The sequence below is a fragment of the Pseudoxanthomonas sp. YR558 genome, from assembly GCF_900116385.1.
Taxonomy (GTDB): domain Bacteria; phylum Pseudomonadota; class Gammaproteobacteria; order Xanthomonadales; family Xanthomonadaceae; genus Pseudoxanthomonas_A.
The window spans coordinates 1139550-1166354 of record NZ_FPCI01000001.1; the positions used below are offsets into that span (position 1 = coordinate 1139550).

The window sequence follows — 26805 nt, forward strand, 5'->3', positions numbered from 1 at the left end:
GCGGCGGCCTCAGGCCGCCGCTGCATCTCCGCTGCGGTCGCGCTTCAACACCGCCACCGGCTCCGCCCACGTGCTGCCGGCGCGACGCTTGCTGGTCGCCAGCACCAGGTCGGACGGCTCGAACACGTTCACGTTGTGCGTGATCGGCGTGGTCAGGATGTACTGCGCATCGGTCGAGCGCAGGAAGCGACCTACCTTCTCGATGTTGGCCACGTCCAGGTGCGCGAACGGTTCGTCGATGAAGACGAAGCCGCCCGGCTGCTCCTCGTCGCGCAGCAGCGCGACCAGCAACAGCAGCGACTTCATCACCTGCTGGCCGCCCGACGCTTCGCCGTCGTCCAGGCCGATCCAGCCCTTGCGATCGAAATCGAAGCGCACCGTCAGGCCGGCCTGCGCCAGCGCCGTGTCTTCGTTCACCAGTTCGGGCAGTTCCGCATCCACGCCGATGCCGGCCAGTTCGCCGAGCGAGGCCAGGTTGCGCTTGTAGCGACGCACGGTGGCACGCAGCACGTTGATGTAGGCGCCGCGTGCTTCTTCGGTCAGGCGGCGCGCACGATGCAAGTGGGTTTCACGCTTGCCGATGGCGGCTTCCAGTCCTGCGTGGTCGGCCGCGAACTTGTCGCGCAACGCGACGCACCCCTCGTCCTCGACATAACCGCCGCGCGCGATGCGCTCGTCGATGCGTTCGAGTTCACGCCGCACCGCACTGGCGCTTTCGTACTCCTCGCGCGCCGAACGTAGTGCCGCTGCGCTGCGCCACGCGACGGGCATCTGCGCACGGCGCTTGCGGAAGTCGACGATCCGCTGCGCGAGCGCCAGGCGTTCCTGGCCAATCTGCTGGCCACGCTCGTGCAGCTCGCCCGAGAGCGCCCTGATCTCGCCGGCGCGACTCGCTGCGGCGATGCCTTCGGCCTTGTCCTGCGCCTCCAGCGCGTCGAGCTGCTGGCGGGCGTCGGCCAACATCGCAGCGGCCCGTGCCGCAGCGTCCGCCAGCGCCGGGAGGCGTTCCGAGGCGTCGGCGAACTCCGCCGCACGCGTCACCAGCTCCTGGCCAGCGTCCAGGCCCAGCAGGCGCGACTGCGCGGCGTCCAATTGCTTGCGCAAGGTCGCCAAGGCGTCTTCGCGCTGCTGCGCCCGGTCCTGCAGCATCGCCTGCTCGGAGCGCAACGACACCAGGTTCGCCTGGCGGGCACCCGCGCCGAAATGATGCGCGCCACCGCCGACGTGGCGACCGCCACGCTGTTCGCGCAGGTAACCCTTGGCCGTGATCCAATCCTGGCCCTTCGGCAGCCGATGGCCCGCTTCCACGTCGGCCACGCGCTGGATGCGATCGAGGTGGCGCGGCAGCCAGGCGGGCGGATCGTCGGAGAACCGCACCACCTCCAGCAGCGAACCCTTGGTGGCTTTCTCCACCGGCGCGCGGTCGGCGACGACGAAATGACGGTACTGCAGTTGCTCGCCGAGGCGCCAGGCCTCACGCGCATCCTTCGGGTGCTCCAGCAGCACCAGGTGGCGATACGGCGCGAGCACGGCTTCCACCGCTGTCGCCCAGTCAGGATCGACGACATCGACCAGTTCGGTCAGCACCCGATGGCCGATGTTCTGGCGATCCAGTGCAGCGCGGAAATCGCGCTCGAACGACTCCACCACGCGACCGCCGCCGCTGAGAGCAGCAACCTGCGCCGTAATCTCGCCGGTACGCTGGCGATCGCGCTCAGCCTCGAGCTTCAGCTCGGCCTGGCGCCTGCGGCCGTCTTCCAGTTCCCGGCTCAGCACATCCACATCGGCAACGCCGCGCTCGGCCTGCAGCTTCGCAAGTTCGTCGTGACGGCGCACCAGCGAGTCGGCGTCGCGTGCATGGTCGCGCGCCTGCGTGAAGGCAGCCTCCGCCTGCTTGAGCTGCGCACGTGTATCGATCAAGTCCGTACCAGCGCGGTCGCGTTGCAGCTGCGCAGCCACTTCCTGCGCCAGCAGGTTCGCATGCGCACGCTGGCGCTCACGCAGCGCGCGACGCAGGCCGGTCAGGCGCGGGCGCGCACCTTCGATGGTGGCGCGCTGGTCCGCAAGTTCCACCTTCGGTGCGATCTCGGTCTGCAACCGGTTGCGTTGCGAGCGCAACGACAGGCCATCCTCGAACGAACGTACATCGGCGCGCGACGACTCCAGCCTGACATGCAGCTCGGCCAGGCCCTGCTGGAGCTGCGTGATCTCCTTCTCGACGTCGAACTGCTCGTTGCGGGCGCGCTGGTAGTCGTCCAGCACCGCCTTGTCTTCGAACACGTCGAACACCAGTTGCAGCAGTTCGCGCGGCGACAGCTGGCACAGCTTGTCGGTGGCGCCCTGCTCCAGCGTCAGTACGCGGCAGATCGCGCGGCTCAGGCCCGCGCCCGCCAGGCGCACGCGGTAGTCGCGCACGCCCAGCCAGTCGCCGCCCTGGTCGAGCGTTTCCACCGGCACGTCGCCGGCGACGATCTGGTAGTCGCGCGACCAATCGCCGCCGCGCTTGCGGATCCGGCACGCGATGGTCACCTGCTCGTCCATGTGCGGGAAGAACGCGCGCTTGCCTCGCCGGTCGACCGGATTGCTGACCACCGCGCGCAGCCAGGCGTACGGCTTGCCGTTGTGGCGCAGGTAGGTCTTGTAGTCGCGGGCCATGTCGCGGTCGTCGATGGCCAGCAGCGTGCGCAGCGCATCGAGCAACGTGGTCTTGCCCGAGCCGTTGGGGCCCACGACGGTGATGATCGAGGCATCCAGCGGCAACGTGTAGCGCTGCCAGTAGTCCCAGTGGACGACTTCGAGGCTGCGGAACTCAAACATCGGCCTGCTCCTCGTTCGCTTCGTCCATGCTGTCGTCCACCGGCATCTCGGGCGCGTTCGCCTGCGAGGCGCGCGCTTCTTCGATCACGTGCGCGAGCGCGCCATCCATCACGCGGCTGGCGATCCGCTCGTAGTCGAACGCCAGGTCGAGCAGCGGGCCTTCCTGGATCCGCTCGCGACGCCGCACGATGAAGCCGTGCCGCTGCAAGGTGCCCAGGCTCATCTGCACGCGCCCCTTGCCGCCCAGGCGGTCGGCGAAGTCCGCCAGCAGCGTGCGTTCGTTGAGCGGCTCGACCATGTCGCTACCCACCGGCACCGGCTTCAGTTCGGCGAACATCTGTTCCTGTTCGTGCTGGCGCTCGCCTTCCTGGCGCGCGATCTGTCGCTGGCGCTTGGGCAGCACCAGCAGGGCCCACAGCACCACCAGCAACGCGATGGCGTCGCGCCCCAGCGAGAGGTTGCTGGCCGCCCACGCGTCGCCGTGGCCGAACACCTCGCTCTCCTGCTGGCGCGCGATGCCGACCGCGACATGCGCGGCGTAAGGATGTTCAAGCAGGCGCAGGCCGGCGGCGGCGAGGCGGCGGTCCAGGTCGTCACGCAGGTCGGCGTCGACGAGCACCTGGCGCACGGCGCGGTCCTCGCGCGGCAGCCAGCGCTCGGCCAGCAACCGGGCGATCAGGGAAGCGATGGGGTCATTCATGCGGTACGGGCTTTCTTCTTGCGGGAAGGCGCAGGTTCGGCCTGCGCCTGGGGTGCCTGCGGCAGCAGGCGGCCGCGGCTCATGTAGGCCACACCGGCGCGCTGCACGGATTCGAATTCGGCATCGACATGCCACTGCATCGGTAGCTGCGCGAGCGATGCCGCCACGCCGTTGCGATTTTCCGCACCGGCGTCGCCGATCAGGCCCAGCAGCGACAACCGGTATGCGCTGACGGCGAAACCGTCCTGCGGCACCCAGTCCGACAGCGGCGCTTCGGCGTCGAGCGCGGCGAGTTGGTCGAACCACTGCTCGGCATGGCCGTAGTCGTTCTGCACGACCGGCGCCTGGGTGTCCACGGGCGCGGCCTGCGCCGGCGGCAACGAGGCGTCGTCCTGTGCCGCGCGCTCGCGTTCGACCAGTTCGTATTCGGCCACGTCCAGCGCGATCGGTCCCAGTGCGAACGCCGGTTGCGGCATCCGCGCGAGCACATCGTCCGCCAGGTCCGCGAGTGCGGCGACATCGAGCGCGCGCAGGTAGCGGTTCACATCGGACGACGACAGGCCGCTGGCGCCGAGGTGTACGCGGTGGCGGTCGAGCTGGTTGAGTGCACGCTGGAACACCGATGCCTGCCGCAGCAACGCGCTTTGCGCGCGACCGATCTGCTGGGCGACGCGGTGGGTGGCGGTGTCGAGCTCGCCGTCGGCGGCGATATCGCGGATCAGCGCCGTGCCCTTCTCCACCCACTGCCAGACCGACTGCAAGGTATCGGCGGCGCGCTGGATGCGGTGCTCGGAACCGCTGAGTACGGCCTGGTCGAAGTCCTCGCGCAATTCATTGAGACGCGACAGCAGGTGTTGCAGATCGTCGGCACCGACACGCCCCATCGCCTGGCCCGCGGCGAGCTGCGCGGTGACATAGGCCAGCTCGTCGCCTTCGCGGTTGAACTGCAGCAACAGGCCGATCGAGGCCAGCGCCTGGCGGCCCACCGGGCTGATGCGGTAGCGCTGGCTGGCGGCCTCCCACAGCAGCAGGCCGTTCTCGCGCAAGCGGCCGAGCACGGTGTCGAACTTGACCGGGTCCAGGTAGGCGAATTGGTCGCGCAGTTCCTGCGGCGACCAGTCAGGCGCCTGCCCGCGCTCGCCGATGGTGCGCAGGACCAGCAGGCGCACCATGACGCTCTCCTCGCCGCCGTGGAAGAGCGTCGAGAAGGCCCGCAGCAGGTCGCGGGCGTTGAGCAGGGGGTGGAGGTCCGGCAGGTCCGCGGCGGCAATGCCGGCGCGCAGGTAGTCGTGCAGGGGCGGTGAGGCGATATCCATGAAGGGCCGGGAACCTGGGTGGCCCATGGTCCCCGAGCCGCCGGCGCCGGACAACTCTTGCAAGCCGGCCGGGTCTGTGCCCTGCTTCGCGCCGCGGATGCCGCTTGCGTCGGACGCCCCGGCGCGGCATCGTTCGCCCTTTCCATACGCACGCGTATCCATCGCCCGCATGACGTCGACCGCCACCGCCAACGACTCCACGCCCTACCCCCACCTGTTCACCCCGCTGGACCTGGGGTTCACCACGGTCCGCAACCGGGTGCTGATGGGCTCGATGCACACGGGCCTGGAGGACCGGGCGAAGGATTTCCCGCGCCTGGCGGCGTATTTCGCCGAGCGCGCGGCGGGCGGCGTGGGCCTGATCGTCACCGGTGGCTTCTCCCCCAACCTGGTGGGCTGGCTGAAGCCGTTCGGCGGCAAGCTGTCATGGCCCTGGGAGGCGCGCCCGCACAAGTTCGTGACCAAGGCGGTCCACGAGCATGGGGCGAAGATCTGCGCCCAGTTGCTCCACGCCGGCCGCTACGGCTACCACCCACTGACCGTCGCGCCGTCGAAGCTCAAGGCCCCGATCAATCCATTTACTCCGCGCGCGCTGTCGGCCCGCGGAATCGAACGCCAGATCAGCGCGTATGCCAATGCGGCGAAGCTGGCGCGCGACGCCGGCTACGACGGCGTCGAGATCATGGGTTCGGAGGGCTATTTCATCAACGAATTCACCGCGCCGCGCACCAACAAGCGCGACGACGCCTGGGGCGGAACCCCGGAGAAGCGCATGCGTTTCGCGGTGGAGATCGTGCGGCGCGTGCGCGAGGCGGTGGGCCCGGACTTCATCATCATCTACCGGCTGTCGCTGCTGGACCTGGTCGAAGACGGCAACCAGTGGGACGAGATCGTCCAGCAGGCCAAGGCCGTGGAAGCCGCCGGCGCGACGATCATCAACTCCGGCATCGGTTGGCACGAAGCGCGCGTGCCCACGATCGTCACCTCGGTCCCGCGCGCGGCGTTCGTGGACGTGACCGCCAAGCTCAAGCCGCACGTGCGCGTGCCGCTGGTGGCGACCAACCGGATCAACATGCCCGAGGTCGCCGAAGGCATCCTCGCCGCCGGCAAGGCCGACATGGTGTCGCTAGCGCGCCCGCTGCTGGCCGACCCGCAGTGGACGGCCAAGGCGCGCGCCGGCACGCCGCAGGCCATCAACACCTGCATCGCCTGCAATCAGGCCTGCCTGGATCACGTGTTCGAGAACAAGCTCGCCAGCTGCCTGGTCAATCCGCGCGCCTGCCACGAGACCGACCTCACCTATAAGAAGACGTTCGCGCCGAAGACCATCGCGGTGGTCGGCGCCGGCCCTGCCGGACTGGCCTGCGCGACGGTCGCCGCCGAGCGCGGCCACCGCGTCACCCTGTTCGACGCGGCCGACGAGATCGGCGGGCAGTTCAACTACGCCAAACGGATCCCGGGCAAGGAGGAGTTCCACGAAACGCTGCGCTACTTCCGCCACCGGCTGGAAGAGACCCGTGTAGAGGTGAAACTGTCGACGGTGGCGACGGTGGCCGACCTGGCCGGCTTCGACGAGGTCGTGCTGGCGACGGGTATCACCCCGCGCCGGGTCGCCTTCCCGGGCGTCGACCACGCCAAGGTCGTCAGCTACGTGGACGTGCTGTCAGGCCGGGTGAAGGTGGGCGCGCGTGCCGCGCTGATCGGCGCCGGCGGCATCGGCTTCGATGTCGCCGAATACCTGACCCACGAAGGTCATTCGCCCTCGCTGGACCCGGCCCGCTGGATGGCCGAATGGGGCGTGGACCCGACCTTCGAGGCCCGCGGCAGCCTGGCGCGCCCGCGGCCGGAGCCCCCGGCGCGCGAGGTCTGGCTGCTGCAGCGCAGCCCGGGCAAGCCGGGCGCCCGCCTGGGCAAGACCAGCGGCTGGGTCCACCGGGCCACGCTGAAGGCCAAGCAGGTGAAGATGCTGGGCGGCGTGGAATACGTGGGCGTGGACGACGCCGGCCTGCGCATCAAGGTGGACGCCACCGAACAGCTGCTTCCGGTCGACCACGTGGTGGTCTGCGCCGGCCAGGAGCCGCGACGCGAGCTGCAGGCCGCCCTGGTGGCCGCCGGTCGGACACCGCACCTGATCGGCGGCGCCGACGTCGCCGCCGAACTGGACGCCAAGCGCGCCATCGACCAGGGCAGCCGGCTGGCGGCACGCCTCTAATCGCGTCGAGAAGCGCCGGGAGCAGGGTCGGAAACCCGGTTTCCGCTCCCTCGGCCTGCGACGCACCTCACAATTTCCAGCCAGACCCGAGGGGGCCGAGTCAAGCCGGCCCGTTCAGGCCAAGTTGGGCCGCCCCCCCCTACCTTGCGCCCACTTTCCGGCCCGCCGCCCAGTTCAGGCGGGCTGAGCCCGGCGCTCGGATCCCTTCTTGATCCGGCCTTGCCGGTCCCCCGGGCAGCCCGTGTGACGGCTGCCTCCCCATAACGCCCTGCCGCGTCCCATCGATGTCCTTCCCTGCGTAACGGGAGAGGCAGGGGCGCGGGAAAGACGGAGCAAGGAGTTCCCATGAAACTGGCCTGGATCCTATGGCTGTCGCAGATGTTGCCGCAGCCGGCCGCCGATTCGCTTTGCCTCAGCACCACCGTTTACCTGGAAGCCCGCGACCAGACCCTCCGCGGCCAGCAGGCCGTCGCCGAAGTGGCCCTGCGCCGCCGCGACAGCGGCCTGTGGGGCGACTCCGTCTGCTCCGTGGTGACCGCCCGCAAGCAGTTCGCCCCGACCATCGTCGGCCCCAACACCCGCCTCAAGAACGCGGATGCCTGGGCCAAGTCGGTCAGCGTCGCCCTGAACGCCGAACGCAACTGGGCCCTGCCGCCCGGCCAGCGCAAGGAGATCGTGCCCGGTGCCAGCCACTTCATGGCGCACCAGATCGCCAGCCCGAGCTGGCGCAATGCCTATCACGTGGCGACGATCGGCGACCACACGTTCCTGCGCGTGCAGAAGCTCAAGCCGCGCTCGTAAGACAGCAAGCCGTCGTGGCGCGACGATCCGTTGCACCGCGCATCACGCTGGAAACATTCGAGGCCCGCGATAATCGCGGGCCTTTCTTTTTGCCAGGGGACACCATGAAGCTCTACACCAAGCCCGGCGCGTGCTCGACCGCCGACCACATCGCACTGCAGTGGACGGGCCAGCCGTTCGACGTACAGGTGATGACGGCCGCCGAGATGAAGGAGCCGGCGTACCTGGCGATCAATCCCACCGGCGCGGTGCCGGCGATCGTCGATGGCGATTTCGTGCTGACCCAGAACGCCGCGATCATGGGCTACATCGCCGACACGTATCCGCAGGCGCACCTAGCGGGCGACGGTTCGCCGCAGCAGCGCGCGCTGGCGGCGAAGTGGTTGTCCTTCGTGAACTCCGACGTGCACCCGGCGTTCCATCCGCTGTTCGGACCGGCCCGCTTCATCGGCGACGACACGCAGTTCGATGCGGTGAAGGACGCGGCGCGCAAGCGCCTGCGCGGGTTGTTCGAGCAGGCGGACAGGCAGTTGCAGGGCCGCGATTGGCTGGCCGGCTTCCGCAGCTTCGCTGATCCCTATTTCTACATCACGCTGCGCTGGGCCGACCGCACGGGCGTGGATCTGTCGGGCTTGCAGAATGTCGCCACGTTCAAGCAGCGCATGGAGGCCGATGGCGGCGTGCAGGCCGCGTTGAACGCCGAAGGCCTGGCCTGATCCTGCGTGGCGCGCGTCAGCCCAACGACGCGCGCACGTCCTCCAGCCACCGCGTGGCGAAGGTATGGTCGCGCGCCTTCGTCATCGCGGTGGCGACATCGGGAAGCAGCGCTTCCAGATCATCGGCGTTCGCGCAACGCTCGACCTTGAGCTGCAGGAAGTAGCCCTTCAGGCCGATGTGCGAACGGATGTCGTCGGTGATGCGCGCATACAGCAGGTTGTAACGTTCGGCGGAGGTCATCACCACCGCGGGTATGCCGTCGTTCGATTTCGTTGCGGCCACGGCAGCCAGCATCGAGGCGGCGCCGGAGCGGCGTTCGATCAGTCCGTCCGTCGCCAGTTGGCCGAGCGCATCGTCGGGCGCATGCAGGCCGCTCATCATCGCCTGCAGCTCGTCGTCGCTGCGCTGGCCATCGACCAGCAGCAGGATCGAACGCAGCCCCGCCGGCAGCTTGCGCGTGCGTTGCTGGATCTCGTTGCGCCCGGCCTCGGTCTTGCACCATCTGGTCTGCATGGCATCCCCCCCCCACGACGCGCGGCGGGACCCTCCCGCGGCTACGACGTTCCCCTGTCCGCCAGTAGTACCCCGGCGCGTCCATGTGCGGCTGCCACGCGGGTCACACAAACGACACGGGGCCGCCCGACCTTCGTCGAAACGGCCCCGCGGGACGGCGGCGCTGGCGTCAGCGCTGGTCGATCGGCACGAAGGCCAGATCTTCCGGGCCGGTGTAGTTCGCGCTCGGGCGGATGATCTTGCCGTCGATGCGCTGCTCGATCACGTGCGCGCTCCAGCCGCTGGTGCGGGCGATCACGAACAGCGGGGTGAACATCGCCGTCGGCACGCCCATCATGTGGTAGCTGACCGCGCTGAACCAGTCGAGGTTCGGGAACATCTTCTTGATGTCCCACATCACCGATTCCAGGCGCTCGGCGATGTCGTACATCTTCATGCTCGACTGCTCGGCGGAAAGATCCTTCGCCACGTTCTTGATGACGTCGTTGCGCGGGTCGCCGGTGGTGTACACCGGATGGCCGAAGCCGATCACGACTTCCTTGCGCTCCACGCGCGCCTTGATGTCGGCTTCCGCTTCGTCGGGCGTCTCATAGCGCTTCTGCACTTCGAAGGCCACTTCATTCGCGCCGCCGTGCTTCGGGCCGCGCAGCGCACCGATGCCGCCGGCGATGGCCGAATGCATGTCGCTGCCGGTGCCGGCGATGACGCGGCAGGTGAAGGTGGAGGCGTTGAACTCGTGCTCGGCGTACAGGATCAGCGAGGTGTGCATCGCGCGCACCCAGGACTCGCGCGGCTTCTCGCCGTGCAGCAGGTGCAGGAAGTGGCCACCGATGGAGTCGTCGTCGGTCTCCACGTCGATCGCGCGACCGTTGTGGCTCCAGTGGTACCAGTACAGCAGCATCGACCCCAGCGAAGCCATCAGCTTGTCGGCGATGTCGCGCGCGCCGGGATGGTTATGGTCGTCCTTCTCCGGCGATACGCAGCCGAGGATCGACACGCCGGTACGCATCACGTCCATCGGGTGCGCGGATGGCGGCAGCTCTTCCAGCGCGGCCTTCACCGCGGCCGGGATGCCGCGCAGCGACTTCAGCTTGGCCTTGTAGGCGGCCAGCTCGGCGCGATTGGGCAGCTTGCCGTGCACCAGCAGGTAGGCGACTTCCTCGAACTCGCTGGTCGTCGCGATATCGAGGATGTCGTAACCGCGGTAATGCAGGTCGTTGCCGCTACGGCCGACGGTGCACAGCGCAGTGTTGCCGGCGGCGGTGCCGGACAGGGCGACGGATTTCTTCGGCTTGAAGCCGGGTACGGGTGTGGTTTCGCTCATGGTGGACTCCCTACGTCACTTCTTTGCGGAAAACAGGGTATCGAGCTTCTGCTCGAAGGCGTGGTAACCGATGCGGTCGTACAGTTCCTCGCGCGTCTGCATGCTGTCGACCACGTTCTTCTGGTGGCCGTCGCGGCGGATCGCTTCGTACACGTTCTCCGCGGCCTTGTTCATCGCGCGGAACGCCGACAGCGGATACAGCTGGATCGCCACGCCGACCGAGGCCAGTTCGTCGCGGGTGAACAGCGGCGTCTTGCCGAACTCGGTGATGTTGGCCAATACCGGCACCTTCACCGCATCGACGAAGCGCTGGTAGGTGGGCAGGTCGTAGGCGGCTTCGGCGAAGATGCCATCCGCGCCGGCCTCCACGCAGGCGATGGCGCGCTCGATGGCGGCGTCCACGCCTTCGACCTGGATGGCGTCGGTGCGCGCGATCAGGAAGAAGTCCGGATCGGTCTTCGCATCGGCGGCCGCCTTCACGCGATCGACCATCTCGCCGGCGGACACGATTTCCTTGCCCGGACGATGGCCGCAACGCTTGGCGCCCACCTGGTCCTCGATGTGGCATGCGGCGGCGCCGGCCTTGATCAGCGACTTCACCGTGCGCTCGATGTTGAACGCGCTGGGGCCGAAGCCTGTATCGATGTCGACCATCAGCGGCAGGTCGCAGACATCGGTGATGCGGCGCACGTCGATCAACACGTCTTCCAGCGTGTTGATGCCCAGGTCGGGCAGGCCCAGCGACCCTGCGGCGACGCCGCCGCCGGACAGGTAGATCGCCTTGTAGCCGGCGCGCTTGGCGAGCAGGGCGTGGTTGGCGTTGATCGCGCCGATCACCTGCAGGGGCGATTCGGCGGCGAGCGCGGCGCGGAACTGCGCGCCTGCGGACGGGGTGCTCATGCGACGTGACTCCTCATCGGTCAGCGAGCGGCCTCGGCCTGGGGCCGGTGCCGGAGGTGCGTGAAGGGTACGCCCCTCTTCGGGACGCAAATCTGGCACCATCCTCAGGGTTGATCAATCTTGATCGAACGAATCAATATTTCTCGATGGCCTCCGCGACCGACCTCCTGTCCGCCCGCGACACCTGCCGCCTGCTCGGCATCAGCCAGGCCACGCTGTACGCCTACGTCAGCCGTGGCCTGCTGGAATCCCGCCCGGGCAAGGACCACCGCAGCCGCCTCTACCTGCGCCAGGACGTGGAGCGCCTAGCCCAGCGCAAACAGGTGGGGCGCGGCGCGGCGCGCGGTGCCGCGCAGAGCCTGGACCGGGGCCTGCCCGTGCTGGAAACGCAGATCTCCCTGATCCGTCCGGACGGCCCTTACTACCGCGGTCGTTCGGCGATCGGCATGGTCCACGACGGCGCCTCGCTGGAAGACGTCGCGCGGCAACTCTGGGACTGCGGCGAGGAGGACCCGTTCGCCGCGCCTTCGTCGCCGCCGTGGCCGCCGGTCGTCGCGCCGCTCGCCTCCGATGCCTCGCTACCGCCGCTGGAGCGCGCGATGGCGGCGATCCCGTTGCTGGCGCTGGACGTGCGCCACTCCTTCAATTCGGCGCCCCGCGTGCGCCACGAGATCGCCGCGGGACTGCTGCGCCACAACGCGGCGCTGCTGGTCGCACAGCCGCCTTCCGGCGCGCCGGTGCATCGCGTGCTCGCGCAGGCCTGGCATCCGGGCGACGACGGATTCGCCGACCTCGTGCGTGCCGCGCTGGTCGTTTGCGCGGACCACGAATTGAATGTCTCCGCCTTCGCGGCGCGCGTGGTCGCCTCCACCGGCGCACACCTGCACGCCACCGTCTGCAGCGGCCTTGCCGCGCTATCCGGGCCGCGTCATGGTGGCGCGACGGCACGTGCGTATGCACTCATCGCCGATGCCCGCGAAGCCGGCCACGCGCGCCGCTTCATCAGCGAGCGCTGGCAGCGTGGCGATGATCTTCCTGGCTTCGGCCATGCGCTGTATCCGCAGGGCGATCCGCGCGGTGCCGAGCTGCTGGCGCGCGCACGCGAACGCCACGCAGGCGAGCGCGAAATGGCCGCACTGGAAACGCTGATCGCCGCCACCGAAGACATCAGCGGCCTGCGCCCCAACATCGACTTCATGCTTGCGGCGATCTGCCACCTCAATCGCCTGCCGGCGACGCCCGCGCTGGTGATGTTCGCCGCGGGCCGCCTCGCCGGCTGGCTGGCGCACGCGCTGGAACAGCAGGCGCAGGGCCGTCTGATCCGTCCTCGCGCCAGCTACACCGGCATCACGCCACCGGCGTGACGCTTGCGCGCGGGTTTGACATCGCGGACGCGTGCAGGGACCCTGCAGACGTCCGTCCACCGTATCGCTCGCAATGCGCCCTGCCCTCGTCCTGTGCCTGCTGCTGACGATGATGACCCCGACCACCATCGCCCGGAACGCTTCCAACCCGCACCCATCGACTGCGGTCTCCACGCCAGTGCCGCCTCCGCCCGTGTGGTTGGCGGCGCTCGATGCGCGCTACGACGGCGACCTGCGCGCGGCCGGGCTGGACGACCGCGTGTTCACGGCAGAGCACTGGTGGACCGTCGCCGCGCCGCTGCTGGAACGCTCGCGTGGCTTCCATGTGGAGGACATCGGCCGCAGCGTGGAAAACCGTCCGCTGCGCCACGTGCGCTGGGGCGAAGGCAAGACGCAGGTGCTGCTGTGGTCGCAGATGCATGGCGACGAGAGCACGGCTTCGATGGTGCTGGCGGATCTGTTCCGCTACCTCGGCGAACACCCGGACGATCCGCAGGTGAAGGCGTTGCGGGCGAGCACCACGCTGCACGTCCTGCCCATCCTCAATCCCGACGGTGCCGCGCGGTTCCAGCGCCGCAACGTGCAGGGCATCGACATCAACCGCGATGCACGCATGCTGGCGACGCCGGAAGCACGCACGCTGAAAGCGCTGTACGACCGGGTGAAACCGAAATACGGCTTCAACCTGCACGACCAGCGTGTCGGCTATCGCGCCGGCGATTCCGATCGCGGTACCGCCATCGCGTTGCTGTCGCCGCCCTACAACCACGCCGCCGACGTCAACGATGTGCGCACGCGCGCCATCGAAGTGGCCGGCGTGATCCGCACGGCATTGGAACCCTATCTGGCCGGCCACATTGCACGCTGGGACGAAACCTTCGACCCGCGCGCGTTCGGCGACCTCACCACGCAATGGGGCGCCAGCACGGTACTGATCGAAGCGGGCGGCATCGAGGGCGACGTGCAGAAGCAGCGCCTGCGCAAGCTCTACTTCCTCGGCCTGGTGGCCGCGCTGGACAGCATCGCGACCGGCAGCCACGCCGGCGTGCCGCATGGGCTCTACCGCGAACTGCCGGAAAACGGCGATGTGTGGCCCGATCTGCTGGTGCGTGGCGGCACGCTGTCGGTGCCGGGGCACCCGCCGACAAAGGCCGACCTGCTGGTCAACTTCCGCAACCCGTTGGCGGAAACCGACGGCGCGATCGCCGGCGTGGGCGACCTGGGCAACACGAGGGCACGGCGTCGCATCGACGCACAAGGACTGTTCATCGTGCCGCTGCCGGGGCATGCGGGCGAACGCACGCTGATCGAAGCCAACGACGACGGCGACAACGACGAGCCGCCCTCGCCGCTGCCGCTGACACCCGGCGCCAGCGCGCATTTCGTGCTCAGCCGCGATCCGCAGGGCCGCGACGTGGTGTGGACGCTGGATGGCAGCGTGGACCCGGCGACGCCGTCGCCGCCGAAGCCCTGATCAGCTGCCGACGTCCGGGCCGCGCTGCAGTGCGCGCTTCACTTCCTCCAGCGCATTGGGATCGTCCAGCGTCGACAGGTCGCCGGGATCGGCGCCCTGCGCCAGCGCCTGCAGCGAGCGCCGCAGCAGTTTGCCCGAGCGCGTTTTCGGCAACGCGTTGACGATGTAAACGCGCGCCGGCCGCGCGACCGCGCCCAGACTTTGCTCCACCGTGCGTCGCATGCCATCGGCGGCCTGCACGCGTTCGTGCGGTTCGTCGGTGGCTTGGCGCAGCGTCGCGAACACCACAGGCACCTGACCCTTCAGTTCGTCAGCCACCCCGATCACGGCGGCCTCCGCCACGGCAGGAAACCCGGAGACGGATTCCTCGATCTCGCGCGTGCCCAGGCGATGGCCGGCCACGTTGATGACGTCGTCGGTGCGGCCGAGGATGAAGGTGTAGCCGTCCTCGTCGCGGATCGCCCAGTCCAGCGAGCTGTACAGCAATTCCTTGAAGTGGCTGAAGTAGTTGGAGAGAAAGCGCGCGTCGTCGTTCCAGATCGTCGTCATGCACCCGGGCGGCAACGGCGGCTGCATGACCAGCACGCCCTTCTGACCGGGTCCGACCTCCGCGCCGGTGCTTTCGTCGATCACCTTCATCTTGTAGCCGAGGTTCGGGAACCCGGGCGAACCGAACCGCACGGGCTTCATGTCCAGGCCCGGCAGTAGCGTCAGCGCCGGCCAACCGGTCTCGGTCTGCCAGTAGTTGTCGATCACTGGCTTGCCGATCGCATCGGTGATCCAGTGCGCCGTCGGCTCGTCCAGCGGCTCGCCCGCGAGGAACAGGTATTTCAGCTCCGACAAGTCGTGGCGCTTGATGAAATCAATGTCGTGCTTTTTCAGCACGCGTACCGCCGTCGGCGAAGAGAACATCGTGCGCACGCCGTATTGTTCGCACAGCGCCCACCAGATGCCGGCATCGGGCGTGATCGGCAGGCCTTCGTAGAGCACCGAAGTCGCACCGACGATCAGCGGGCCGTACACGTTGTAGGAATGCCCCACCGCCCAACCGACATCGGACGTGGAAAACATCACCTGCCCCGGCCCCACGTCGAACACCGTGCGCATGGACAGCGCGAGCGCGACCGCATACCCGCCGACATCGCGCTGCACGCCCTTCGGCTTGCCGGTGGTGCCGGAGGTGTAGAGCAGGTAGCTGGGCTCGTTCGACTCCAGCCATTCGACCGGCACCTCGGCATCGCCGACGGCGGCGCGCAACGTCGCATAGTCCTCATCGCGACCGGCGACCTTCGGCTCCGCCGCATCCAGGCCGCGCGACACGATCAGCACCTTGGCCGGAGGCGTGCTCGCCTTCGCGCATGCCTCGTCGACCAGCGCCTTGTACGGAATGACTTTGCCGCCACGGCTGCCCGCATCGGCGGCGATCAACAGCTTCGGTTGCGCGTCGTCGATGCGCAGCGCCAGGTTGTGCGCAGCGAAGCCGCCGAACACCACCGAATGCACGGCACCGATGCGCGCGCAGGCCAGCATCGCGAACACGGCTTCGGCCATGTTTGGCATGTAGATGACCACGCGATCGCCACGGCCCACGTCCAGCCGCTTGAGCACGGCCGCGAAAGCGTTCACTTCGCGATGCAGCTCGCGATAGCTGATTTCGCGGGTGACATCGGTTTCGGTGGACACCGCCACCAGCGCCAGTTGGTCGCCGCGCTCGGCGACATGGCGATCCACCGCGTTGTAGCAGAGGTTGGTCTGGCCGCCGACGAACCAGCGACGAAACGGCGGCTGCGAGTACTCCAGCACCTGCCGCGGCGGCACGTGCCAATGGATGGCCTTCGCCTCGTCACCCCAGAAGGCCTCGGGCTGCTCGATCGAGCGCCGATAGACGTCTTCGTATGCCATGCGAACCTCCCAGATCCGACATCGGGACCAGCATAGACCCGCCCCGCCGCCGCAACCTTCCTACCTTGGTCGCATGGGACATTCCGTCGCACCCAAAAGAAAAACGCCGGGCATGGGCCCGGCGTTTCCTTGAAACCGTAGCAGTGGAGCGTCACTTCCGCGTGGCGGGCTCAGGCTTCACGTAGCGGTCGAACCAGGCCAGCATCTCGGCGATGAAATGCTCGTTCGATTCCTGCGCCGTGTACCAGTGAGGCTCGAACGGCAGCATCACCAGCCGTGTCGTGCCGCCCGTGCCGCGGATGGCCTGGAACAACCGCGGCGACTGCAGCGACTCGGTGCCCGGGTTGGCGTCGTCGCTGCCATGTACGATCAGCAGCGGTTCGTTGACCTTGTCGGCGTGGAAGAACGTCGAGGCCTGGTCGTACACCTTCGGTGCCGCCCAGAACGAGCGGCGCTCATTCTGGAAGCCGAACGGGGTCAGCGTCTTGTTGTAACCGCCGCTGGACGCCACGCCGGCGCGGAACATGTCCGAGTGCGCCAGCAGGTTGGCCGCCATCAGTGCACCGTGGCTGTGCCCGGTGACGCCGATGCGGTCGCGATCGACCACGCCGAGTTCGACGGCCTTGTCGACCGCGGCCTCTGCGTTCGCCACCAATTGCTCCAGATAAGTGTCGTAAGCCGTCTTCGGATCGCCCACGATCGGGAACGATGCGTTGTCGATGATGGCGTAGCCGGCGAGCAACAGCAGGCGATAGTTCGACAGGCGCGTGAAGGTCTGCTCCGAACCGCTCACCTGCCCGGCCTTCGAAGGATCGGCGTAGTCCATCGGATAGGCGTACAGGATCGCGGGGACGCGTTCGCCTTCCTTGTAGCCCGGCGGCGTGTACAGGGTGAAGGAAAGCTCCACGCCGTCCTTGCGCTTGTAAGTCACCAGGCGCTTCTTGATGTCGCGCACCTGCGGCGTGGGGTCCGGGAAGCGGGTCAGCGGCGCGATCTCCGAGCGCACCGTCGCTTCGGCCGGGTTGGCGGTCTCGATGGCATCACCGAGCGTGCGCCGCTGCAGGTTGGGTGGATCCTTCGGCGACTGATGCCACGTAAGCAGGCGCCGAGTGTCGTCCCCCTCGAATCCGACGAAGACCTCATACGCGGCTGCGTCGCTGCGGAACAGGCGGCGCGTGCTGCCGTCCTTGAGCAGGTAGCGATCGAGGAACGGCCGGTTGCCCTGTGGCGTGGCGCCCATGCCGCTCAGGAACAACGCGCCATCTTCCTCGCGCAACACCCATGCGCCGTTGGGGAGTCGGTCGTACTCCGGGTTGCCGGGGTCGGCGTACAGCTCATCGCTGGACAGGTCCCATAGCACGCGCGCCGGCGTGCCGCGCTTGTCCACATCGACGAGCGTCGTGGTCTGCCAGTTGCGGTTCGCATCGTACTCATGCGTCAGCGCGCGGCCGCCATCGCGGAACCACGCGACGCCGGCGTAGCGCTGCTTCAGGCGGGCGATCTCTTTCGGCTTGCCGGTGAATGGCGCCGCCAGCATCAGCAGGCGGTCGCGGGCCGGCACCTCGTTCTTCCAGTCGCCGCCGTCCAGCGCTTCGGCCCATACGAGGGTCGCCGGCTGGTTGGCGCGCCACGCGTGGCTGCGCGGACCGGTGGGAACGCCGCGCACGGGCACGCGATCGGCGACAGGCAGCTTCGCCAGCGGCGTCACACGACCATTGCTCACATCGAGGACACCCAGGTCCTTGGCGAAGCGCTGCCAGGTGGTCACGTAGGAGTACGGGCGCGCCAGCACTTCCACCAACACGTGGCGACCGTCCGGCGCCGCGTCGACGGCGCCGTACACGGCTTTGGCGCCCACCGGCGTCACTGTGCCACTGTCGGCATCGACCACCGCCAACTGCGACGTGGCGTAGTAGTCGAACAGGGTCTCGTCTTCGGGACCGGACAACGTGTCGCGCGCTTCATACGTACTGCTCTCGCCCTTCCCGGCGATGGCCTCCTTGATCTCCGGGCCCGGCGGCACGGCCGAACGCGCCGGCGCCGCACCGAGGTCGGCAGGCACCTGCTTCACCAGCAGCGCGGGCTTGTCGCCCAGCCACTGCACGGCCCCGCCGAGGATGGTGTTGAGCTTCACGCCCTCAACGCGACGCACCTGGCCGTCAGCAGCGCGGCCGACCCACAACTCCACGCCTGCGTCGGTGGTGTTGTCGAAGGAGAACCGGGTGCCGTCCGGCGACCACGACGGGTTGCCCGGGCAGGCGCCCGCAGGCAGCGCGACGGCAGTTTCCTTGCCACTGGCCAGCTCCAGCACGCTGAAGCTCTCCAGGCAGGTCCGGATGCCGTAGCCATTGGAACGATCGTGGCGGCTGTGGTTGCGCGGCTCCACACGGACGCCGGCGAGCTTGAGATAGGGTTCGGCGACACGGGCGATCGGCGGATACTGCGACTGCCTGATCAGGATCGCGCGCGTACCCGTGGGGTCCAGCGACGGCGACGGATTGAGCGGTGCACGGAACACCTGCAGCAGCGGCTCGGGAGGCTGCAGGTATCGCGCCTCCTGCGCCACTGCTAGCGTGGGCATCGCCAAGGCCAACCCCATGGCCCACAACATCTTTCCCTTCCGCATCCTGCACCCCCTGTGTGGAAAACCCGAAAGTAACACGACAAAAAAAGGGGTGGCTCGCGCCACCCCTTTCTTCATCGCCTGCGACATGCCCGCGATCAGAGCAGGTGGGCCACGCCGCTGCGCTCTTCTTCCAGCTCGGCCAGGGTCTTGTCGATGGCCTTCTGGCTGAAATCGTCGACCGGCAGGTCCTTGATCATCGTGTACTCGCCGTTCTCGGTGGTGACGGCGAAACCGAACATCACGCCTTCCGGGATGCCGTAGCTGCCGTCGGACGGAATGCCCATCGTCACCCACTTGCCATTGCTGCCCAGCACCCAGTCGCGCACGTGGTCGATGGCGGCGTTGGCGGCCGAAGCGGCCGACGACAGGCCGCGCGCTTCGATGATCGCGGCGCCGCGCTTGCCGACCTGCGGGATGAAGGTGTTCGCGTTCCAGTCGGCGTCGTTGATCTTGTCCTTCAGCGACTGGCCATTGACCGTGGCGAAGCGGTAGTCGGGGTACATGGTCGGGCTGTGGTTGCCCCACACGACCAGCTTGTCGATATCGCCCACGGCCACGCCGGCCTTGTTCGCGAGCTGCGACAGCGCGCGGTTGTGGTCCAGGCGCAGCATGGCGGTGAAGTTCTTCGACGGCAGGTCCGGCGCGGACTTCATCGCGATGTAGGCGTTGGTGTTGGCCGGGTTGCCGACCACCAGCACCTTGACGTTGCGGCTGGCGACCTTGTTCAGCGCGGCGCCCTGGGCGGTGAAGATCTTGGCGTTCTCCAGCAGCAGGTCCTTGCGCTCCATGCCGGGGCCGCGCGGACGCGCACCGACCAGCAGGGCCACGTCGACGTCCTTGAACGCGACTTCCGGATCATCGGTGCCGACGACGCCGGCCAGCAGCGGGAACGCGCAGTCTTCGAGCTCCATGATCACGCCCTTCAGCGCGGCCTGGGCCTTCTCCAGCGGCAGCTCCAGCAGCTGCAGGATGACCGGCTGGTCCTTGCCCAGCATTTCGCCGGAAGCGATGCGGAACAGCAGCGCGTAGCCGATCTGGCCAGCAGCGCCGGTGACGGCAACACGGACGGGGGTTTTCATGGTGCGGTTCCTCGGGGTTTCGTAGGGTGGGCGTCGGCCCACCGCGTGGGGAAAGAGTGGGCCTGCGCCCACGCAACGGTTACTTCAGTTCGGCAAAGAATTCCTGGAAGCGCTGCAGGCCCGGCGCGAGTTGCGGCGTCGGACAGGTGTAGCTGATGCGCAGCGCGCGCGGCTCGCCGAACGCCGAGCCCGGCACGCAGGCCACGCCCTTCGCTTCGAGCAGCGCATTGCAGAAGTCGACGTCGTTCTCGATCTTCACGCCCTCATGCGACTTGCCGAAGGCGCAGCTGATGTCGGGGAACACGTAGAACGCTCCCTGCGGACGCGGACACACCACGCCCGGGATGGCTTCCATCGCGGCCAGCACCTGGTCGCGCTTGGCCTGGAATTCGGCATTCTTCGCGACGGGCACGTCCTGCGGGCCGGTCAGCGCGGCGATGGCCGCGGCGGTGACGACTTCCGGCACGTTGGTGATGTGGTTGGAGTTCATCGTGGTCAGCGCCTTGGCGACCACCTCGGGACCGGCCATGAAGCCCACGCGCCAGCCCGGCATGCCATAGGTCTTGGACAGCGAATCGACGAAGACCGTGCGATCGCGCAGTTCCGGCCGCGCCTGCACGAAGTTCGTGTAGGCCAACCCGTCGAACAGCATGCGGTTGTAGATGTCGTCGGTGACGATCCAGGTCTCCGGATGCTTCACCAGCACGTCGGCCAGCGCGGCGACTTCCTCGCGCGTGTAGACCATGCCCGTCGGATTGGACGGGTTGTTGAACAGGAACACCTTGGGCGTGTGGATCGTCAGCGCTTCGTCGAGCTGCGCGGGCGTCAGCTTGTAGTCCTGGCTGGCCGGGCACGGCAGCGGCACCGCCTTCGCGTTGACGATGTCGGCGATGTCGGCGTAGGTCGTCCAGTACGGCGACGGATAGACGATGGTGTCGCCCTCGTCGAGCAGCGACTCGGCCAGGTTGTAGAGGATGTGCTTGGCGCCGATGCCGGTGGACACGTTGGCGCGCGTGTAGCCGGTCAGGCCCAGCGCTTCGATGTGCTGCAGGAACGCATCCAGCAGCGCGTCGGTGCCGCGGTTGCTGCCGTACTGGCCGGAGTCCTTCGCCAGCGCGTCGCGCGCGGCCTGGTAGACGTGGTCGCCGGGCAGGAAATTGGGAACGCCGATCGAAAAGCTGATGATGTCGCGGCCTTCGGCCTTCAGCTTCTTGGCCTTTTCGGCCACCGCCATGATCGCACTTGGCTTGGCGCGACCGATGCGCCGGGCAAGCAGGGGCATTGCACAACCTCGCGTGGAAACGGTTAGGGAGCGTCGCCGCCGTCTTTTTTTGCGGCGCAAAATGGTATCACGCCACCCCGCCGCGACCGACTAGCCCATGGTCTACCCCGGGCCGCACAGCAGGGCGCGGCTACTGGTAATCCACCACGTCGCCCAGGTCGTAGTTCTCGTCGAAATACGCTTGCCACTGCGCGTACGCCGCGCGCAGGCAGGCAGGGGTATCGCAAGCGTCCAACTGGCGGGTGGCGGCCTGGACCGTGCGGTCGCCGTCGGGATAGCGATCCGCCAGTTCCTTGAACTGCTTTCGCATCCCGGCATCCAGCGCGCCGAACTCCTCATGCCCGCAGACCAGGGTGGCGCGGACGCTGCCCGCCGGGGCATCGGTTTCGCATTCCGCTGCGGGATCCGGTGCCTGCGCCGCGGCCACGGCAGCGGCAAGCTCGCTGCGGTCGCGTTCGGTCAGCCGGCGCACGAAGCCCAGGTCGTCGGTCTGGCCGGCACCCCAGGTGATACGCAGGGTGAAGCCGTTTCCGCTCTGGTCCTGCAGCTTGCGCAACGTCACCGTCTCGCTGGGCCCGGTGTCGGAGGCCAGGTGCAGGGCCAGCGTGCCATTGTCGAGGTCGACGTCCTCCACCTTGCCATCCAGCCAGGCGCCGTCACGCACGACCTGCAGACCGGCGTCGGGCTGCCAGGCAATGGCGTACAGGGTCTCGGCGTCGTCGCCTTCGCTGTGATTCGTACTCCACAGGCCTTCCAGGCTCTGCTGGAAGTGCTCCGCCGACGCCTCCACGGCGGTCGTTGCGACGGGATCCGGCGGAGTGTCCGTGCCCTTGTTGCACGCGCCCAGCGCCAGGACAGCGGCCAGCAGCAGGGCCGCGCGCAGCGCGCGCCGGCAATGGTCCTTCATGATCGTGCTCCCCAAAAAGAAAGGGCCGGTACGCTGACCGGCCCTTTCATTCGATTACGCCGACAGGAAGCGGTTCCACTCGGCCACGCGCTCGGCCTTGGCGGCCAGCACGGCCTCGGCGTCGCCTTCGATGGTGACCTTGGTGATCAGGTCGCCCTGCTTCACCGCATCGACCACGTCCAGGCCTTCGGTGACCTTGCCGAATACCGTGTGCTTGCCGTCCAGCCACGGGGTGGGCACGTGGGTGATGAAGAACTGGCTGCCATTGGTGCTGGGGCCGGCATTGGCCATGGACAGCACGCCGCGCTCATGGCGCACGCCGTTGGTGGTTTCGTCCTCGAAGCGGTAGCCCGGGCCGCCGCGGCCGGAGCCTTCCGGGCAGCCGCCCTGGATCATGAAGTCCGGGATCACGCGGTGGAAGTTCAGGCCGTCGTAGAAACCGCGCTTGGCCAGGTTCACGAAATTGGCCACCGTCAGCGGGGCCTTGTCGGGGTACAGCTCGATCGTGATCGGGCCGCGCGAGGTGTCGAAAGTGGCGGTCAGCTGGCTCATCGGGTGGTTCTCCAGGGGTAGAAAGGGGGCGGGCCGCGGGGATCGCCAAGGAAGGCAGACGCCCGTTCAGGCGCCGTCTGAATCCCAGATCACGACGATCCGGGGCGATTTCAAGGGCGCTCCTTCCCGGTTGACGGCATCCATTCTGGCGTTATTCGGAAAATCAGGTGCTTAGCACCCGATAGCCCGCTATAATACGCCGCCTTCTTTCCTCCCCGTCCTCGCGCCCTGCCCCTTCGAAGGGGGTACCCGGGTGCGTTTTTCCGATCCCAGAATCCATGTCCATCGAAAACCTCCGCAATATCGCGATCGTCGCGCACGTCGACCATGGCAAGACCACCCTCGTCGACCAGCTGCTGAAGCAGTCCGGCACCCTCTCCGAGCGCACCGTGCTGGCTGAGCGCGTGATGGACAGCAACGATCAGGAAAAGGAACGTGGCATCACGATCCTGGCGAAGAACACCGCCATCACCTGGAATGGCAACCGCATCAACATCGTCGACACCCCCGGCCACGCCGACTTCGGCGGTGAAGTCGAGCGCGTGCTGTCGATGGTCGACACCGTCCTGATCCTGGTCGACGCGATGGACGGCCCCATGCCGCAGACGCGCTTCGTCACCCAGAAAGCGTTCGCGATGGGCTTCAAGCCGATCGTGGTGATCAATAAGGTCGACCGCCCCGGCTCGCGTCCGGAGTGGGTCGTGGAGCAGGTGTGGGACCTGTTCGACCGCCTGGGCGCCACGCCCGAGCAGATGGATTTCCCGATCGTCTACGCGTCGGCCCTGAACGGTTATGCCGGTCTGGAAGACAGCGTGCGCGGCGGCGACATGACCCCGCTGTACGAAGCGATCATGAAGCACGCGCCGAAGCCGGAAGTCGATCCGGAAGGCGCATTCCAGATGCGCATCAGCCAGCTGGACTACAACAACTTCGTCGGCGTGATCGGCATCGGCCGCATCCAGCGCGGCACGTTGAAGAAGAACATGCCGGTCGCCGTGATCGACCGTGAAGGCAAGAAGCGCCAGGGCAAGGTGCTGCAGGTGCTGGGCTTCCTGGGCCTGGAGCGCATCGAGCAGGACAGCGCCGAAGCCGGCGACATCGTCGCCATCTCCGGCATCCAGGACCTGACGATCTCCGACACCGTCTGCGCGCTGGACACCCCGGAAGCGCTGCCGGCGCTGACGGTCGATGAACCGACGATCTCGATGACCTTCCAGGTCAACAACTCGCCGTTCGCCGGCAACAAGGATCTGTCGGGCGGCAAGTTCCTGACCAGCCGCCAGCTGAAGGAGCGCCTGGAGCGCGAGACCGTGCACAACGTCGCGCTGAAGGTCGAGCAGCTGGAAGACGCCGACAAGTTCCTGGTCTCCGGCCGCGGCGAACTCCACCTGTCGGTGCTGATCGAGAACATGCGCCGCGAAGGCTATGAGCTGGCCGTGTCGCGCCCGGAAGTGATCATCAAGGAAATCGACGGCCAGCAGATGGAGCCGATCGAGCAGCTTGTCGTCGACGTGGAAGAGAACCACCAGGGCGGCGTGATGGAAAAGCTGGGCGTCCGCAAGGGCCAGCTGAAGAACATGGAGCCGGACGGCAAGGGCCGCGTGCGCCTGGACTACCAGATCCCGGCGCGTGGCCTGATCGGCTTCCAGAACGAGTTCAAGACGCTGACCCAGGGCTCGGGCCTGCTGTTCCACGTGTTCGACCACTACGGTCCGAAGGAACAGGGCGCCATCGCCAAGCGCCTCAACGGCGTGATGATCGCCAATGCGCCGGGCGCCACGCCGGCCTACTCGCTCGGCCCGCTGCAGGAGCGCGGCAAGCTGTTCGCCGCCGAGGGCGACAACGTGTACGAAGGCCAGCTGATCGGCATCCACTCCAAGGACAACGATCTGACCGTCAACGCGATCAAGACCAAGCCGCTGACCAACATGCGCGCCTCGGGCAAGGACGATGCGATCCAGCTGACCCCGGCGATCAAGTTCTCGCTGGAGCAGGCGCTGGACTTCATCGACGACGACGAGCTGGTGGAAATCACGCCGAAGGAAATCCGCCTGCGCAAGAAGTTCCTCACCGAGAGCGACCGCAAGCGCGCCTCCCGCGCGGCCTGATTGCCGCGCCGCGCCTTGGACGAGACCGCCTACAACCCGGACCCCAAGGCGCATCCCGGCCTGCACGCCATCGCCCTGTTCGAGGGCGCCAAGGGCGTGCTGGCCCTCGCCTTTGCCGGCGGACTGCTGGCGTTCGGCCCGGATCGCCTGCGCGAGAGCGTGCAGGCGATCGTCACCCGCTTCATCCCCGACGCCGGTCCCGGCGTGATGAGCCAGTGGCTGGACCGCATCAACCCCGAGTCGGTCCACGTGGCCGTGCTGATCATCGCCGTGTACGCCGGCATGCGCCTGCTGGAAGCCTGGGGCCTGTGGCGCGCCCGCGCGTGGGCCTCGTGGCTGGGCTGCATCGGCTCGGCGGCCTACCTCCCGCTGGATGTCTACGCGCTTTACCACCACCCCGGCTGGCATACGTGGGCGCTGCTCATCGTCAACCTGGTGATCGTGTGGGTGCTCTGGCGCGACATCCGCCGGCGCAAGCGGATTTGACGCGCAGGGCGACGGCTGCGTAGCCTGCGGCAACTTCGCGAAGGTGTCCGCATGCGTCGATCCCTGCTGCCGTTCGGCCTGATGCTCGCCCTGGCGGCCTGCCAGCCGGCGCCGCCGCAGGCGGCCGCTCCGCCGGCCCCCACCGACTTCATCTACGCCGAACTCGACATCGCCGACCTGCAGTCGCGCATGCAATCGGGCGAGTTGGACAGCCGCCGGCTGACGCAGGCTTACCTGGACCGCATCGCGGCCGTCGACAAGGCCGGCCCGCAACTCAACGCCGTCATCGAACTGAACCCCGATGCGCTCAAAGAAGCCGCGCTGCGCGACGTGGAGCGACGCGCCAACGCCGTGCGCGGGCCGCTGCACGGCATTCCGGTGCTGCTGAAGGACAACATCGACGCCGTCCCGATGGCGACCTCCGCCGGCTCGCTGGCGCTGAAGGACTTCCGCCCGGGTCAGGATGCCTTCCTGGTGCGCCGCCTGCGCGAAGCCGGCGCGGTGATCCTGGGCAAGGCCAACCTGAGCGAGTGGGCGAACTTCCGTTCGATGCATTCCACCTCGGGCTGGAGCGGTCGTGGCGGCCAGACCCGCAACCCGTACGCGCTGGACCGCAATCCCTGCGGCTCGAGCTCGGGCAGCGCCGTCGCCGTCTCGGCCAATCTGGCCGCGATCAGTGTCGGCACCGAAACCGATGGCAGCATCCTGTGCCCGGCGGCGGTCAACGGCGTGGTCGGCCTGAAGCCCACGGTAGGGCTGGTGAGCCGGCAAGGCATCCTGCCGATCTCCCACAGCCAGGACACGGCCGGACCCATCGCCCGCAGCGTGTCGGATGCGGCCCTGCTGCTGGGCGTGCTGGCGGGACGGGACCCGGGCGACGCCGCGACGATCAACGCCGCCTGGAACACCACTCTGGACTACAGCGCCCGCTTGAAGCCTGGCGCGCTCCAGGGCGCGCGCATCGGCGTGCTGCGGAGCAAGGCGGATATCCACCCCGACGCCGCCGCCGCGCTGGAGGAGGCGCTCCAGGTGCTGCGTGAGGCCGGCGCCGTCATCGTCGATGCGGAAATTCCCACCGACGGGCAATGGAGTACGGACGAACTCAACCTGATGCTCTACGAGTTCAAGCACGGCCTGGAGCGCTACCTGGCCGAACGCAAGGCGCCGCTGACGACGCTGACGCAGCTGATCGGCTACAACGAGCAGTACCGGCTGTCGGAGATGCCGTACTTCGGTCAGGACCTGTTCGAGCGCGCCAACGACAAGGGCGGCCTGGGCGAGGCGGACTACATCACCGCACGCAGCCGGGCGCGGCGGCTGGCAGGACCGGAAGGCATCGATGCGGCGCTCAAGGCGCAGCAACTGGATGCGCTGATCGCGCCCACCACCGGCCCGGCGTGGCTGACCGACCACAAGGCCGGCGACCATTTCCCCGGCGCCGGTTACGGCGCTGCGGCGGTCGCGGGCTACCCCAGCCTGACCGTTCCGATGGGCCACAGCGACGGCCTGCCGCTGGGCCTGACGTTCATGGGGCCCGCCTGGAGCGAGGCACGCCTGATCGCGCTGGGCTACGACTATGAACAGCGCACACGGGCGCGCAAGCCGCCCGAATACTGGCCCACCCTGCCCGCACGCGCCGAAGGGCGCTGACAGCGCCTCTCAAGGTGAGTCGTCCGGCGCAAGGGAACGCTTGCAGGCGCCACGGGTTCGTGGCGTCATAGCCGT

The 26805-nt window shown here is 68.0% G+C and carries 20 protein-coding genes; 8 read left to right on the top strand and 12 right to left on the bottom strand.

Annotated features, from left to right (window positions below; genetic code table 11):
• Positions 1–9 precede the first annotated feature (9 nt).
• From BM365_RS05475 to BM365_RS05485, 3 genes are read right to left on the bottom strand one after another with little or no spacing between them, the layout of a single operon-like run.
• Positions 10–2817, bottom strand: coding sequence for an AAA family ATPase (locus tag BM365_RS05475; protein WP_093487314.1), 2808 nt, complete (start codon positions 2815–2817; stop codon positions 10–12).
• On the bottom strand, positions 2810–3517 hold the full coding sequence (locus BM365_RS05480) for a hypothetical protein (RefSeq protein ID WP_093487316.1): 708 nt from the start codon (positions 3515–3517) through the stop codon (positions 2810–2812). Before BM365_RS05480 ends, BM365_RS05475 begins: the two co-directional genes overlap by 8 nt.
• On the bottom strand, positions 3514–4833 hold the full coding sequence (locus BM365_RS05485; RefSeq protein ID WP_093487318.1) for a hypothetical protein: 1320 nt from the start codon (positions 4831–4833) through the stop codon (positions 3514–3516). Before BM365_RS05485 ends, BM365_RS05480 begins: the two co-directional genes overlap by 4 nt.
• Positions 4834–5002: 169 nt before the next feature.
• Between BM365_RS05485 and BM365_RS05490 the strand changes: the two genes are divergently transcribed.
• The 3 genes from BM365_RS05490 to BM365_RS05500 all read left to right on the top strand — a co-directional run bounded on the left by BM365_RS05490 (position 5003) and on the right by BM365_RS05500 (position 8562).
• Positions 5003–7045, top strand: coding sequence for an NADPH-dependent 2,4-dienoyl-CoA reductase (locus tag BM365_RS05490; protein ID WP_093487320.1), 2043 nt, complete (start codon positions 5003–5005; stop codon positions 7043–7045).
• 345 nt (positions 7046–7390) lie between these two features.
• On the top strand, positions 7391–7846 hold the full coding sequence (locus BM365_RS05495; RefSeq protein ID WP_056878852.1) for a cell wall hydrolase: 456 nt from the start codon (positions 7391–7393) through the stop codon (positions 7844–7846).
• 104 nt (positions 7847–7950) lie between these two features.
• Positions 7951–8562 carry a glutathione S-transferase family protein gene (locus BM365_RS05500; RefSeq protein WP_093487322.1) on the top strand — a complete coding sequence of 204 codons (612 nt, stop codon included), beginning with the start codon at positions 7951–7953 and terminating at the stop codon, positions 8560–8562.
• Between the two features lie 16 nt (positions 8563–8578).
• Here BM365_RS05500 and BM365_RS05505 read toward each other — a convergent pair whose 3' ends face one another.
• From BM365_RS05505 to prpB, 3 genes are all read right to left on the bottom strand, one after another.
• Positions 8579–9076: a hypothetical protein gene (locus tag BM365_RS05505; protein ID WP_093487324.1), complete on the bottom strand. Its 498-nt coding sequence runs from the start codon at positions 9074–9076 to the stop codon at positions 8579–8581.
• A gap of 169 nt (positions 9077–9245) precedes the next feature.
• A complete protein-coding gene (gene prpC, locus BM365_RS05510; protein ID WP_093487326.1) occupies positions 9246–10400 on the bottom strand; it encodes a bifunctional 2-methylcitrate synthase/citrate synthase in 1155 nt (384 codons plus the stop codon).
• A 15-nt stretch (positions 10401–10415) separates the two neighbouring features.
• A complete protein-coding gene (gene prpB, locus BM365_RS05515; RefSeq protein WP_093487328.1) occupies positions 10416–11300 on the bottom strand; it encodes a methylisocitrate lyase in 885 nt (294 codons plus the stop codon).
• A 146-nt stretch (positions 11301–11446) separates the two neighbouring features.
• Between prpB and BM365_RS05520 the strand changes: the two genes are divergently transcribed.
• Entirely contained in the window at positions 11447–12664 is a 1218-nt protein-coding gene (locus tag BM365_RS05520; RefSeq protein ID WP_093487330.1) for a citrate synthase family protein, read from the top strand.
• 73 nt (positions 12665–12737) lie between these two features.
• Positions 12738–14138: a M14 family zinc carboxypeptidase gene (locus BM365_RS05525; RefSeq protein ID WP_093487332.1), complete on the top strand. Its 1401-nt coding sequence runs from the start codon at positions 12738–12740 to the stop codon at positions 14136–14138.
• Here the strand turns inward: BM365_RS05525 and prpE are convergent, their stop codons facing one another.
• The 6 genes from prpE to BM365_RS05555 form a co-directional block, all read right to left on the bottom strand.
• Complete coding sequence (gene prpE / locus BM365_RS05530) at positions 14139–16040, bottom strand: propionate--CoA ligase (RefSeq protein WP_093487334.1); 1902 nt, start codon at positions 16038–16040, stop codon at positions 14139–14141. It lies immediately after the preceding gene.
• A gap of 151 nt (positions 16041–16191) precedes the next feature.
• The gene (locus tag BM365_RS05535) at positions 16192–18639 is read right to left on the bottom strand and encodes a S9 family peptidase (RefSeq protein WP_233210850.1); all 2448 of its coding nucleotides are present in this window, start codon (positions 18637–18639) and stop codon (positions 16192–16194) included.
• 122 nt (positions 18640–18761) lie between these two features.
• Complete coding sequence (locus BM365_RS05540; RefSeq protein ID WP_093487338.1) at positions 18762–19745, bottom strand: malate dehydrogenase; 984 nt, start codon at positions 19743–19745, stop codon at positions 18762–18764.
• Between the two features lie 79 nt (positions 19746–19824).
• Positions 19825–21027: a pyridoxal phosphate-dependent aminotransferase gene (locus tag BM365_RS05545; RefSeq protein ID WP_093487340.1), complete on the bottom strand. Its 1203-nt coding sequence runs from the start codon at positions 21025–21027 to the stop codon at positions 19825–19827.
• 130 nt (positions 21028–21157) lie between these two features.
• Positions 21158–21934 carry a lysozyme inhibitor LprI family protein gene (locus tag BM365_RS05550; protein WP_093487342.1) on the bottom strand — a complete coding sequence of 259 codons (777 nt, stop codon included), beginning with the start codon at positions 21932–21934 and terminating at the stop codon, positions 21158–21160.
• A 54-nt stretch (positions 21935–21988) separates the two neighbouring features.
• Entirely contained in the window at positions 21989–22486 is a 498-nt protein-coding gene (locus BM365_RS05555; RefSeq protein ID WP_093487344.1) for a peptidylprolyl isomerase, read from the bottom strand.
• A 278-nt stretch (positions 22487–22764) separates the two neighbouring features.
• On the opposite strand from BM365_RS05555, the gene typA reads away from it, so the two are divergent.
• The 3 genes from typA to BM365_RS05570 are packed head-to-tail and all read left to right on the top strand — an operon-like array spanning position 22765 to position 26730.
• Entirely contained in the window at positions 22765–24594 is a 1830-nt protein-coding gene (gene typA / locus BM365_RS05560) for a translational GTPase TypA (RefSeq protein ID WP_093487346.1), read from the top strand.
• Positions 24595–24609: 15 nt separating this feature from the next.
• Entirely contained in the window at positions 24610–25080 is a 471-nt protein-coding gene (locus BM365_RS05565) for a DUF2127 domain-containing protein (protein WP_093489515.1), read from the top strand.
• A 51-nt stretch (positions 25081–25131) separates the two neighbouring features.
• Positions 25132–26730: an amidase gene (locus BM365_RS05570; protein WP_093487348.1), complete on the top strand. Its 1599-nt coding sequence runs from the start codon at positions 25132–25134 to the stop codon at positions 26728–26730.
• The last annotated feature ends 75 nt before the right edge of the window (positions 26731–26805 follow it).